The organism is Pseudomonas sp. QLc11A (assembly GCF_052112305.1).
In the GTDB taxonomy this organism is placed as follows: domain Bacteria; phylum Pseudomonadota; class Gammaproteobacteria; order Pseudomonadales; family Pseudomonadaceae; genus Aquipseudomonas; species Aquipseudomonas laurylsulfatiphila.
The window spans coordinates 21,506-34,536 of record NZ_JAVAJJ010000019.1 but is presented as its reverse complement, the minus strand read 5'-3'; the positions used below and the strand labels follow the sequence as shown (position 1 = coordinate 34,536).

General features: G+C 60.7%; 10 protein-coding genes and 2 pseudogenes. 9 read left to right on the top strand and 3 right to left on the bottom strand.

The features are described from left to right. Positions 1-2: 2 nt before the first annotated feature. Both Q8X48_RS23920 and Q8X48_RS23915 read left to right on the top strand, forming a co-directional pair. Positions 3-1,601 (top strand): ABC transporter permease, encoded by a 1,599-nt coding sequence (locus Q8X48_RS23920; protein ID WP_407801637.1) that lies wholly within the window; start codon positions 3-5, stop codon positions 1,599-1,601. After that, positions 1,598-2,668, top strand: a complete 1,071-nt coding sequence (locus Q8X48_RS23915; RefSeq protein WP_407801636.1) for an ABC transporter ATP-binding protein — start codon at positions 1,598-1,600, stop codon at positions 2,666-2,668. Before Q8X48_RS23920 ends, Q8X48_RS23915 begins: the two co-directional genes overlap by 4 nt. Before the next feature lie 4 nt (positions 2,669-2,672). On the opposite strand, the gene Q8X48_RS23910 is transcribed toward Q8X48_RS23915, so the two are convergent. Next, complete coding sequence (locus tag Q8X48_RS23910) at positions 2,673-3,611, bottom strand: site-specific integrase (RefSeq protein WP_095967082.1); 939 nt, start codon at positions 3,609-3,611, stop codon at positions 2,673-2,675. A gap of 316 nt (positions 3,612-3,927) precedes the next feature. Between Q8X48_RS23910 and Q8X48_RS23905 the strand changes: the two are divergent. The 7 genes and pseudogenes from Q8X48_RS23905 to Q8X48_RS23875 all read left to right on the top strand — a co-directional run. Next, a pseudogene (locus tag Q8X48_RS23905) lies at positions 3,928-4,071 on the top strand (DegT/DnrJ/EryC1/StrS family aminotransferase); the annotation flags it as partial. A gap of 149 nt (positions 4,072-4,220) precedes the next feature. After that, a pseudogene (locus Q8X48_RS23900) lies at positions 4,221-4,358 on the top strand (4-amino-4-deoxy-L-arabinose-phosphoundecaprenol flippase subunit ArnF); the annotation flags it as partial. Beyond that, entirely contained in the window at positions 4,355-5,734 is a 1,380-nt protein-coding gene (locus Q8X48_RS23895; protein WP_407801635.1) for a UDP-glucose dehydrogenase family protein, read from the top strand. The pseudogene Q8X48_RS23900 and the gene Q8X48_RS23895, both read left to right, overlap by 4 nt. 243 nt (positions 5,735-5,977) lie before the next feature. After that, positions 5,978-7,156 (top strand): MFS transporter, encoded by a 1,179-nt coding sequence (locus tag Q8X48_RS23890; protein ID WP_126045977.1) that lies wholly within the window; start codon positions 5,978-5,980, stop codon positions 7,154-7,156. Between the two features lie 159 nt (positions 7,157-7,315). Continuing rightward, a complete protein-coding gene (locus tag Q8X48_RS23885) occupies positions 7,316-8,023 on the top strand; it encodes an HPP family protein (protein WP_407801634.1) in 708 nt (235 codons plus the stop codon). Positions 8,024-8,119: 96 nt separating this feature from the next. Continuing rightward, a complete protein-coding gene (locus Q8X48_RS23880; RefSeq protein ID WP_407801633.1) occupies positions 8,120-9,583 on the top strand; it encodes a nucleobase:cation symporter-2 family protein in 1,464 nt (487 codons plus the stop codon). 66 nt (positions 9,584-9,649) lie between these two features. Beyond that, positions 9,650-10,120, top strand: a complete 471-nt coding sequence (locus Q8X48_RS23875) for an LEA type 2 family protein (protein WP_015095281.1) — start codon at positions 9,650-9,652, stop codon at positions 10,118-10,120. A 27-nt stretch (positions 10,121-10,147) separates the two neighbouring features. Here the strand turns inward: Q8X48_RS23875 and Q8X48_RS23870 are convergent, their stop codons facing one another. Then, complete coding sequence (locus tag Q8X48_RS23870) at positions 10,148-11,164, bottom strand: AraC family transcriptional regulator (protein WP_095967078.1); 1,017 nt, start codon at positions 11,162-11,164, stop codon at positions 10,148-10,150. A 306-nt stretch (positions 11,165-11,470) separates the two neighbouring features. Then, positions 11,471-12,814 (bottom strand): CDP-diacylglycerol--serine O-phosphatidyltransferase, encoded by a 1,344-nt coding sequence (pssA, locus tag Q8X48_RS23865; RefSeq protein WP_407801632.1) that lies wholly within the window; start codon positions 12,812-12,814, stop codon positions 11,471-11,473. Between the last annotated feature and the right edge of the window lie 217 nt (positions 12,815-13,031).

Below are 13,031 nucleotides of genomic sequence, written 5' to 3'. Positions count from 1 at the left end.
TGATGCCTGAAACCCTGCCTGCGGGAGTCGCCAAGGCGACTCCCGCACCATTGCGTCGACGATCCCGCGGAATATTCGCCGGGCGTGGCGGTGTATGGGTGATCGGTTTGTCGGTGCTGGTTTCATTACTGGCACTGCTACCGATCGCTTACGTTATTGGCGTGTCCCTGCAGACAGGCTGGTCAACCGTCGTGACCCTGGTGTTCCGCCCTCGGGTCGGTGAACTGCTGGTCAACACCCTGTTGCTGGTGCTGCTGACGATTCCCTTGTGCGTGGCACTGGGGGTGACGCTGGCATGGCTGACCGAACGCACGAATCTGCCAGGGCGGCGCTGGTGGTCGTTGCTGGCCACCGCACCGCTGGCGGTGCCTGCGTTCGTTCACAGTTACGCTTGGGTCAGCCTGGTGCCACCGATTCACGGCTTGTTTGCCGGTGTCCTGGTCTCGGTCATCGCCTATTTCCCGTTCCTGTATTTGCCGGTGGCGGCCACGTTGCGCCGGCTCGACCCAGCCATTGAAGACGTCGCCGAGTCCATGGGGCTCAAACCCTGGAAAGTGTTTTTCCGTGTGGTGTTGCCGCAATTGCGCCTGGCGATCTGCGGCGGCGCGTTGCTGGTCGGCCTGCACCTGCTGGCCGAATATGGCCTGTACGCCATGATCCGCTTCGACACCTTTACCACCGCGATCTTCGACCAGTTCAAATCGACCTTCAACGGCGCAGCGGCGCACATGCTGGCCAGTGTGCTGGCGCTGTGTTGCCTGGCCATGTTGACGGCCGAGTCCGCCGCCCGGGGTTCGGCACGTTACGCTCGCGTCGGTTCGGGGAGCGCCCGGGAGCAACGGGTCGTGTGCCTGAAACCGGCATCCACCCTGCTCTCGTTGACGCTGCAAATCGTGACCTGTGCCCTGGCCCTGGGCGTGCCCTTGATCACCTTGGGCAAATGGCTGATCGCCGGCGGCGTGGAAGTCTGGGACATGGCCGAGTTGTTGCCTGCTCTGGAACAAACCCTGTTGCTCGGCGTCGCCGGTGCCGCGCTGACAACGTTAGCGGCGATCCCGATTGCCTGGCTTTCGATCCGTTACCCCGGCCGAATGCAACGCGTGCTGGAAAGCTGCAACTACATCACTAGTTCCTTGCCCGGAATTATCGTTGCGTTGGCCCTGGTCACCGTCACGATCCATTTTGCCCGGCCGATTTACCAGACCACCTTCACCGTGTTGCTGGCGTACCTGCTGATGTTCCTGCCCCGCGCCCTGGTCAGCCTGCGCGCCGGCATTGCCCAGGCCCCGGTGGAGCTGGAGAACATCGCCCGCAGCCTTGGCCGTTCGCCAGCCCGGGCACTGTGGCTGGTCACCTTGCGCCTGGCCGCCCCCGGAGCCGCCGCCGGCGCGGCGCTGGTGTTCCTGGCGATCACCAACGAATTGACCGCCACCCTGCTGCTGGCCCCGAACGGCACGCGCACCCTGGCCACCGGATTCTGGGCCATGACCAGCGAAATCGATTACGCCGCCGCGGCGCCCTACGCCTTATTGATGGTTGTGCTGTCGCTGCCGCTGACCGGACTTCTTTATCACCAATCGAAAAAAACGGCTGGCCGATGAACACTCTTGAACTGAATGCCCTCTACAAGTCCTATGGCGCCCATTGCGCGCTGGACAACGTCAGCCTGTCGGTGCCGAGCGGCAGTCGCACGGTCATCGTCGGCCCGTCCGGCTCCGGCAAAACCACCTTGCTGCGAATGATTGCCGGCTTCGAATTTCCCGATTCCGGGCGCCTGTCGCTCAATGGCCAAACCCTGGTCGACGGCACCCACGAAGTGCCGGCCCATCAACGCCTGATCGGCTACGTGCCGCAGGACGGCGCCCTGTTTCCGCATATGACCGTGGCGGCGAACATCGGCTTCGGCTTGTCGACCAAGGGTTCTGAAAAACAACAGCGCGTCGCCGAACTGATGGACAGCGTGGCGCTGGACGCGAAGATGGCCGAGCGCTGGCCTCACGAATTGTCCGGCGGCCAGCAACAGCGCGTGGCCCTGGCCCGGGCATTGGCACAACAACCACGGCTGATGCTGCTGGACGAGCCGTTCTCGGCGCTCGACACCGGATTGCGCGCCGCGATGCGCAAGATGGTCGCGCGGCTGCTGGAAGACGCGGGCGTCACCACCATCCTGGTCACCCATGACCAGAGTGAGGCCCTGTCGTTCGCCGACCAGTTGGCGGTGATGCGCCAGGGCCGACTGGTACAGTCAGGGCATCCGCTGGACCTTTACCGCTATCCCGAAGACGAACAGACCGCCCTGTTCCTGGGAGATGCTGTGGTGATGCCGGCACGCATCGAGGCCGGTTGGGCCCATTGCGACCTGGGGCGGATCCCGGTCAACAACCACCGCAACAACAACTCGGCGCAGATCATGCTGCGCCCCGAACAGCTGCAATTGGCCAGTATTCTTCCCAGCGACCCGGAAGCCGGTGGTTGCCGGGCCGTGGTCACCGATCGGGATTTCAGCGGCAACACTTGCACGCTGACGGTCGAACTCCAGTCATTGACCAGCCGCGAGCAACCGGGCCGATCACTGCTGGTGCGCAGTTCCGGCATGTACGCACCACCCGCCGGCAGCGCGGTTCAGGTCTCGACCATTGGCCACGCCCATGTGTTGAGCGAGCTGTAATCGATCACAGGTCGAAACGATCCACTGCCCGACGCCGCTCGTTGTCGTCGCGCACATCGTAGTTGGCCGTAGTCTGAATGTTGCTGTGGTGCGCCAGTTTCTGCGCAATCGACAAGTCATGCTCTTCGATCACCCGGGTAATGAATGAACGCCGGAAGTCGTGGGGCATGATTTTCACTCCGACCTGCGCCCCCCGTTGCCGGGCGATGTAGTAGATCGCATGCTTGGTGATGCGCTCACGGGTGATATGGCTGCCACGGCGAATGCGATTGAACAGGAACGGATCGTCCGGTTCGCCTTCCTTGAGCAGGGAGCGGCGCAGTTCAAGCCAGGCTTGCAGTTTGGCGAAAGCCCAGGCCGGCGCGTACTTGATCAACTGCTTGTTGCCCTTGGCCGTCACCTGCAGGCTGCGCTGGGTGAAGTCGACCTGATTCAGCTCCAGGTTCACCGATTCGGACTTGCGCATTCCCGAGCCGTACAAAATCCCGATGATCGCCGCATCCCGCAAGCCTTGTGGCCTCGGATCGGCGGCGCAGACGGCCATCAGTTCCTGGATCAGCGTACGCCTGAGGTTACGTCCCTGGGACAGCCGTGTACCGGCGATGCCCTTCACCGAGCGCATCTTCAACAGGTGCTCCTGCGAGATCAGGCTCATGCGCCACGCTTCGTTCATCACCCCGCGCACCGCGTTGACATACAGTGAAGAGGTGTTCGGTGCATAGCCGTCTGAACGCAATGTGGCCACCAGTGCGATCACGTCTTCGGGCTGCAGGTTGTGCCAGGGGATCTCCTCGATATCGCAGTCTTCGAAGCCCAGGCGGTCGGCGGCGTCCTGCAGTACATAGCGCATGGTCAGCTGGCTGGAGGGTGCCAGCCGCGCCAGATACAGGGTCAGCGGATTGGTGAGGGGCGTGCGAGAATCAATTACAGGTAAGTCAATCAAACGAAACGGCCTTGAATGAAAACAGGTCAAAGAAGCAACTAGGAAGAGAAATAACGATCATATAAAAGACATTGGTTCTGTAGAACTTTTCCTAAAACACCATAAACGCGGGAAGTCTGAACAGCAGATTAAATAGCCTTCAGATAAACGATTCCACCACCGCTTTTCATGTCCCTTTCACAAAATCGGGCATAACCTCCCATGACCTTGAAGCAACCCGAATGGGCGTCCAACCTGCCGCCCACGGCGAAAAAAGTCAATCGATGCAGTTTTTTACCGCCGACCGGTAACTATCTGATTTGATGCAGGTTCTGATATCGAGGCGGCGATCACACCGCGCACCAAAGCCATCATCCCGGTGCATTACGCCGGTGCGGCATTCGATCTCGATCCGCTTTACGCCCTCGCCGACAAACACGGCATTGCCGTGATCCAAGACGCTACCCACACCACAGTCACTCAGCCAGAGCGTCAGATTGCCGAGCAGCGACCTGGGCGCCGCTTCGACGTTGTCCTGGCGGATGACACGGCCGCACGTGGCTTTTTTCAACACGATAAGCAAATTGAAATATGGCCTTGCCTATCCTGCTGACCTGCCTGGGCCTGGGCCTGCTGGTCGCCGGCGTGCCGCTGTTCATCGAAGCGTCCAGCCTTACAAAGAGCCCAGGCGTGGCATTGGTCATCCTCGGCGTCATCACCATCAATTCCCGACCTGCTCGTGCGCCCGTACAAAGGAGTGCCCCATGAAAATCAGTGTGTTTGGTAGCGGCTATGTTGGCCTGGTGCAGGCAGCGGTACTGGCGGAAGTCGGCCACGACGTGATCTGCATGGACGTTGACGAGAAAAAGGTCGAACTGCTCCAACAGGGCCACGTGAGTATTTTCGAACCCGGCCTGGTCAGCCTGGTACGCGAAGGTCTTGACGCCAAACGGTTGCAGTTCACCAGCGACGAAAGATTAGCGGTCCAGCACGGCCAGGTGCTGTTCATCGCGGTCGGCACACCGTCCCGGGACGATGGTTCAGCAGACTTGCGCTACGTGATGTCAGTGGGCGAAGCGGTAGCACGGTATCGCGAACAGCCGGCGATCCTGGTGGAGAAATCCACCGTCCCGGTCGGCACCGGCGACGCCTTGCGCGCGCACATCGACAAATGCCTGCTCAGTGTCGGGCGGGTATTGCAGTTCGATATTGTCTCGAACCCGGAGTTCTTGAAAGAAGGTTCGGCCGTGGCAGACTGCCGACGCCCGGACCGTATCGTCATCGGCTGTGAACGCGATGAAGTGCGTGACGTGATGCGTGAACTGTACTCCCCCTTCAACCGCAACCACGAACGCATCATGTTCATGGGCCTGCGCAGCGCCGAACTGACCAAATACGCCGCCAACTGCATGCTGGCGACCAAGATCAGCTTCATCAACCAGATCGCCGAACTGGCCGAACACCTGGGTGCCGACATCGAATCGGTACGCCTGGGCATCGGCGCCGACTCGCGTATCGGCTACCACTTCATCTATCCCGGTTGCGGCTACGGTGGCTCGTGCTTCCCCAAGGACATGCGCGCCCTGATCCACAGCGCCGAAGAGGCCCATTGCTCCAGTGACCTGCTGCAGGCAGTGGAAGCCATCAACGAGCGGCAAAAGCACAAGCTGTTCGAGCGCATCAACGCGTTCTACCGGGGCGACTTGCGCGGCAAGACCTTTGCCGTCTGGGGCCTGGCCTTCAAACCCAATACCGACGACATGCGCGATGCACCGAGCCGGGTGTTGCTCGAATCGTTGTGGGCCGCCGGGGCGAATGTCCGTGCGTTCGATCCGGAAGCCATGCAGGAAACCCAGAAGCTGTATCCGGATGAGTCGAGACTGATGCTCATGGGTACGCCTGAGTCAGTCTTGTCCGGTGCCCATGCATTGATCATCTGCACCGAATGGCAACAGTTCAAGGCGCCGGACTTCGAGTTTATCCGCCAACGCCTCAACACGCCGGTGATCTTCGATGGCCGCAACCTGTACGACGCGGACCGCCTGGCACGCATCGGCTTTACCTACTTCCCGATCGGTCGGGGTGAGTCGCACAAGTTGCCGATCCCTTACCAGCAATGGCTGGCCGAGTCAGTGGTCGCTTAAGCCTCATGCTCCCGGCGGTTTGTCTTCGGATTGCCGGCATCGGCGCTGCTGCGTTGTCAGGCTCACGGAAAACCGGGTCCGCCTTGCGCTTGCTGCAATGCTGCGTAGCGGGCGCTTCGACGGGAATGACTGGGTGTTGCTGAACTGCCAGTAAATTGCATAGCAACGAGCGAGTGTCCGACTGCTAGAGTAGCGCCCACGATTGGCCTGATGCCGACCCGATCGAATAAGGATATTCACGCTGTGACCACCTACTCCCCCCTCATCCGCCGCCTGCTGATCTGCTCGCTGACCATCGTCGTCAGCCGCGCCATCACCAGCCCGTTACTCACGTTGTTCGTCAGCGACAAGCTTGGCCTTGACCAGCAGGACGTCGGCTTGTTGCTCGGCATTGCGGTGTTCGTCGCCACCCTGCTCTCCCTCTACGGCGGCTATATCATCGATCGCTTCGAAAAACGCCGATTGCTGGTGCTGTCGATGGCGTCCAGCGCGGTCGGCCTGGTGTTGCTGACCTTTGCCGAAAACCTCTACCTGACCACGATCACCCTGATCGTCACCGAAACCGCCTCGGCACTGTTCCTGATCGGTTCGAAAGCGATCCTCAGCGACAACCTGCCCGTGGGCCAGCGGGCCAAGGCATTTTCCTTGAGCTATACGCTGACCAACATTGGCTACGCGGTCGGGCCGATGCTTGGCGTGCTGATTGCCGGCGCCTTTGCCAGTGCGCCATTCCTGATCGCGGCGGCCATCGCTTTTTTCAGTATTTTCCTGATGACCGGCATTCCCGCGGATCCGGCCAAAGTGGCTCCTGCGGGTCAAGCGCAGAGTTTTCTGAAAACCCTGATCACCCTGAAAAACGACCGCACCCTGATCATGTTCACCGCCGGTTGCCTGCTCAGCACCGTGGTGCACGGGCGATTTACCTTTTACCTGTCGCAATACCTGCTGGTGACCAGTAATCCCAGGCACACCATGGAAATCATGGCCGCCCTGCTCGCCTGCAACGCCATCAGCGTGATCCTGTTGCAATACCAGGTCGGGCGTTTTCTCAAACGTGAACAATTGCGCCAGTGGATTGTGGCCGGCACCGGCCTGTTCATTCTCGGCCTGATCGGTTTCAGCCTGGCGGACAGCCTGGTGAGCTGGTGCGTGGCAATGTTCATCTTCACCCTGGGTGAAATCATCATTTACCCGGCCGAGTTTCTCTTTGTCGACACCCTGGCTCCGGAAGAACTGCGCGGCAGTTACTACGGCGCGCAAAACCTGGCTGCGCTTGGTGGCGCGGTGAGCCCGGTGATTTGCGGCTTCATGCTGATGCACAGTCCGGCGCCGACGATGTTTTATGCCTTGAGTGCACTGGCTGCGCTGGGTGGCCTGCTCTGCTACATGAGTGGTCGACGGGGCCACTTAAAGCAAAACTAATGCACTGAAAGCTCATTAATATGAATTTGTCAGTAGCTGGATTGAACGGCACACTGTGCCTGTTCCTCCCCCAACAGTTGGAACACCTTCAAGGGCTTTCTGGGTTTGCCAGCTAAGCCCTTTTTTTACCTCGATTTTTTCTGCCGGAGTTTTCTCGCAATGCTTGCCCGCTGGTTGCCCGTCGCCATCAACACCCGCCCCACCGAATGGAGCCGCGCCGCCATCGGCATGGCCTTGGGCACGTTGCTCAGCGTCTGGCTCTGTAGCCTGGTGTTTGGCATTGAGGTGGCCCAGCACCTGATCGGCCCGCTGGGGGCGTCTGCTGTGCTGTTATTTGCGGTGTCTTCGGGAGCGCTCGCCCAGCCCTGGTCGATTCTGGGTGGCTACTTGTGCGCCGCAGTGATTGCGCTGCTGGTGGCCCATGTGTTGGGCCGAACCCTCGGTAGCGCCTGTCTGGCGGCGGGCATGGCGGTGTTGCTGATGTGTTGGTTGCGCTGCCTGCATCCACCGGCCGGGGCATTGGCCCTGACCCTGGTACTGGCCGATCCGGTGACCATTGCCATGGACTGGAAAGCCATTGAGCCAGTCATGCTCAGCGCAGCGACGATGCTGCTCAGCGCCCTTGCCTACAACAACCTGACCCGCGTTCGTTACCCCAAGGGCAGCAGCGAACCGGCCGTCACGGTCCCGGCAGATCACCCGCCAGTCGACAGCCAGGCCATCACCGCCGAAGACCTGAAACTGGCGCTGGCGGACATGGAAGCCTTCTATGACGTCACGCCCGAGGACCTCGAACAGCTGATCCAGGCCAGCCAATTGCACGCCAAACGCCGCAGCGTCGCCGAGGTGTTCGCCCCGCGTCCGTAAGCCCCTGTTCTGGAGGATCTTTTGCCGTGGCCGGGCGGTTCTGGCATCCTGCGCCTCCATTTTCTGACCCGGCCGCCTTCTGGCACGCAAACCTCCATGACCGCCTCCGAAAAAGCCCCCGCGCCACGTAACAATGACCTGATCTACGGCCTCGACGACCGCCCGCACCTGACCGCCACCGTCTTCGCCGCCCTGCAACACGTGCTGGCGAGTTTCGTCGGCATCATCACCCCGACGCTGATCATGGGCAGCGCCCTGGGTCTGCAAAGCGAAATTCCTTATCTGATCAGCATGGCGCTGTTCGTCTCGGGCCTGGGCACCTTCGTCCAGGCGCGGCGCTTTGGTCCGGTGGGTTCGGGCCTGTTGTGCCTGCAAGGCACCAGTTTCTCGTTCATCAGTGTGATTCTCAGCGCCGGCTTCATGGTCAAGGCCCGGGGCGGCGGCACCGACGAGATTCTCTCGACCATCTTCGGCGTGTGCTTTTTTGCCGCGTTCATTGAAGTGGTGTTGAGCCAGTTCATCGGCAAACTGCGCATGCTGATCACGCCGGTAGTGACCGGGACGATCATCACGCTGATGGGTTTGTCGCTGATCAAGGTCGCCATGACCGACATCGCCGGAGGCTTCGGTGCAACAGACCTGGGTGCTGCCAGTCACCTGGCCCTGGCGGCGCTGGTGCTGGGAACCATCGTGGTGTTGAACCGGGTCGACGTGCCGTTTCTGCGCCTGGGGGCGATTGTCATCGGCCTGACCCTCGGTTACGTGGTGGCCTGGCTCATGGGCCAGGTGGATTTCAACGGCCTGCCCGACGTCCCGCTGATGAGCGTACCGGTGCCGTTCAAGTACGGTTTTTCCTTCGATTGGGTGGCGTTTATTCCGGTGGCGGTGATCTTCCTTGTTTCGCCATTGGAGGCCGCCGGTGACCTCACGGCCAACTCGATGATTTCCCGGCAACCGGTCAAAGGCCCGGTGTACATTCGCCGGATCAAGTCCGGCCTGCTCGCCGATGGTCTCAACTCGGCCATGGCGGCGGTGTTCAACAGCATGCCAATGGTGACCTTCGCCCAGAACAACGGGGTGATCCAGCTCACGGGCGTGGCCAGTCGCTACGTGGCGTTTTTCATTGCCGGTTTGCTGGTGGTGCTGGGCCTGTTCCCGATGATCGGCGCGGTACTGCAATTGATGCCCAAACCGGTGCTGGGGGGCGCGGAGCTGGTGATGTTCGGCACCGTCGCCGTGGCCGGGATCAAGATTCTCGCCGAGGCCGGCCTGCATCGGCGCAACATGCTGATCGTGGCGATTTCCATCGGCATGGGCCTGGGGGTGGCCGCCGTGCCGGAAGTCTTGCGTGAACTGCCCAAGGCCCTGCACAACATTTTCGAATCGCCCATCACTGTCGGCGCGCTGTGCGCTATCGTTCTTAATATCTTCCTGCCTGAGGAGTTCATCGAGCTGGAGGAGGACGAATTCGATCCGGAGGCCTCCGTGCTTCAGGTGATGCAGAACCCCGATGTGACCACCAGGGATGAACCCGCAAAAGCTGCGCTGGTTGCACCGTAAAACCGCCGGACGGGCTCAGGGGCTGAGCCGGTAGCGGAACAGCCCCTTTCAGATGAGAGCACGTCCATGCGCAGCGTTCACGCGGTCCTGATTTCCCTCCTGCTCTGCCTGAGCGCCTGTTCCTCGCTGCCCAATCGAGACCCGCTGAAAATCAACGTCGTGGGTATCGAGCCCCTGCAGGGCGAGGGCATGGAAGTACGCTTTGCCGTGACAATCCGCGTGCAGAACCCCAATGACAACAACCTCACCTACAGCGGCGTGGCCCTGGATCTGGACATCAACGGCCAGCCATTCGCCTCGGGCGTCAGCGATCAGAGGGGCGAGATCGGGCGTTTTTCCGACACCGTCGTGAGCGTGCCGGTCAGCGTTTCGGCATTTTCGTTCATCCGCCAGACCTATGGCATCAGCCAGATGAAAACCCTCAACAACATGCCTTATATCCTGCGCGGCAAGCTCTCGGGCGGGGTGTTCAACACGAAGCGTTTCGTCGACAGCGGCACACTCAATCTGCCGGGATCGACCACTGGCAGTCGCTAGCGAGAGCGGGTCAGGCTGGCGCTGAATTTACTCGACGTCATTGAGAATCAGGCTGCGGTAATGCCCCGGATTTGACCCCGACCACTTGCGAAAGGCCTTGTAGAACGAACTGGTGTCAGCGAACCCGAGCCGTGTGGCGATTTCGCTGAAGCTGATCGCCGGCTCGGCCAGCCAGACGATCGCCAGTTCCTTGCGCACGCTGTCCTTGAGACCTTGATAGGTTTGCCCTTCTTCGGCCAGCCGGCGACGCAAGGTCGATGCCGACATGCACAGGCGTTGCGCCAGGGCCTCGGTTTCCGGCCAGTGCTCGGCCGGCAGGTGACGCAGATCGTATTTGATACGGTTGGCCAGGCTCTGCGGATCACGGTATTTCACCAGAATGTTCGCCGGCGCGTGGGCCAGGAATCGCTTGAGCTCTTCGGGGCTGCGCTTGATCGGCAAATCCAGGCAATCGGCGGAGAAAATCATCCGCGTGCGCGGACGGTCGAAACGCAGGTTCTCGGAAAACATCACCTGATAATCATCGCAGAAATCCGGTTTCGAACAGCGCAGTTCAATGGCCAGAATCGGAATCCGCCGCCCTGCCAGCCAGCAGGCAACGCCGTGGACGATCATCCAGTAGGTGAAATAGGTGAAGGCCCGGCGTGGCTCTTTGTCGTCTTCGAGCAGGACGATTTCCGCCAGGCTTTGCTGACGCACCAACTGCGCCGGCAGGTGTTCGAGGATCAACGACAGAAACGCCAGGCCGCCAGCCAGTCCCGCCGCCACGTTGGGTTGGAGCATGGCGCTGCGGCACAGGAATGCGAAGCTGCCGGATTTGAGTTTGCGTGGGTCCATGCCAAAAAACTCATCATCCCCACGCCGTGCCAGCAGCCGCCACAGGCGCGCATAAGCGGTGGCTGGAACCCGGGCGCCGCAATTGCCCAACAGCTGTGGGTCGATGCCAACCTTGATCAACACCTCGTCCTTGTCGATGTCTGGCGCACAGCTTTGCAACAGTGCTTCACGCACCAGTTGGATGGAGATGGTGTCTTTTTCCGACATGGATTGCGGCAAGCCCTGTTCTTGTTCGAGTGGGGGCATATTAGCTGAAACCACCCATTGAACGCAGATCCCCTGTAGGAGCGAGCTTGCTCGCGATGGAGGTCAACGATAATGCAGGGAGCCTGACACCCCGCGGTGCTCTCAGGTTTTTCGCGAGCAGGCTCGCTCCTACAGAGCCCGCTGCCATCCATGGCCGGTGGCGGCTAACCCGGCATCCAAGCCGGGTTACCCACTGCGAAGAACCGCAACGAAGCCTCTCGGGGGGTAAGACGATCAAAAGCCAAAACGACCTTTTGATTTTAATCTTTAGAGAATCCGGTACAGCAAACGCTCGATCCGCACACGACTCACGCGCTTGAGGAACTTGGCCACGCCCATCGGGTATTCGGCCAGGGTCTCCAGGTTCTGGAAGTGCTCGATTCGCCGGGTGTGCTGGAAAATCTCCGCCAGTTCCTGACGGCGCGGCTCCAGCCATTCGCCGTACGGATCATCGATCAACAAGGCGTTTTCCAGATCGAGCCGGAACGCCCGCGGGTTGAGGTTGTTGCCGGTCAGCAAGGTATAGCGCCGGTCGATCCACATGCCCTTGAGGTGATAGGTGTTGTCACCATCAAGCCACAGGTGCAGGTTCAACTGACCGCTGTCGATGTTGCGCTGATGACGCTTGGCAAACCGGCGCAGGCTGATTTCGTACAGGTACGGCAGCGCCGATATGACCCGGAACGGTTCGCTCGGCGGAATGTAGAAGTCATTGGCCGTCTTGTCGCCGACCACAATGTCGATCTTCACCCCACGGGCCAGCGCGCGGTTGATCTCGCGGATGATCGCCAGCGGCAGGTTGAAGTACGGCGTGCAAATGGTCAGCTGCTGCTGGGCGCTGGCGATCAGCTCGCAGATCACCCGGTTCAGCGGATTGTTCTTGCCGACGCCGAGCAACGGGCTGACGGACAGGCCGGTCCGGTCGGTGGTGCCTCGCGTGGTGTCGTACGCTGCGTGCTTGAGCCGGCTGCGCAGGTCGCCGATGTCATTGCGCAGGCTGCGGGTGGTCGGCAGGTTCGGCAGGTCGAGGCGGTGCACCGCTTTGGAGGCCACCAGGCCATGCTGCACCAGGTGCTGCATCGAATCGGCCAGTTCGCGATTGTGCAGCACGTGATAGCGGTCGTAGCGGTACTTGTCGAACTTGTGCAGGTAGACGTTGTTCAGGCTCGCGCCGCTGTAGATCACGCAGTCATCGATCACGAAGCCTTTGAGGTGCAGCACACCGAACAGCTCGCGGGTTTGCACCGGGACGCCATAGATCGGCACAACGCTTTCGTGGGTGCGGGTCATTTCCTGATACCAGGCCGAGTTGCCCGGTTGCTTGCCGGCACCGATCAGGCCGCGCTGGGCGCGCAGCCAGTCAACGACCACCACCACATCCAGTTCCGGACGCGCCAGTTTGGCCGCGTGCAAGGCATCGAGAATTTCCTGGCCGGCTTCATCCTGTTGCAGGTACAGCGCAACGATGTAAATGCGCCGGGTCGCACTGGCGATTTTCTCCAGCAGGCAACGACGGAATTGGGCAGCGCCGGAGAGGATGCCGACGGCATCGGCCGTCAGCGGAAAACTGCGCAGCTTGGGCAGCAGGGAGCGTTTGAAAAGCGACGGCATAGGGCTCGCAATGGGTCGAATCCGAAGAACCTGAGAGCTTACACCATGCAAAGGTTCGGGTCTTGTTACGGTCTGTAATATCCCCTTCGCGAGCAGGCTCGCTCCCACATTGAAATGCATTCCCCCTGTGGGAGCGAGCCTGCTCGCGAAGACCATTTATCAGGCACTGCAAAAATATCGATTGACCAAGGAGAACGATCGTTCTACTGTTAGCCAC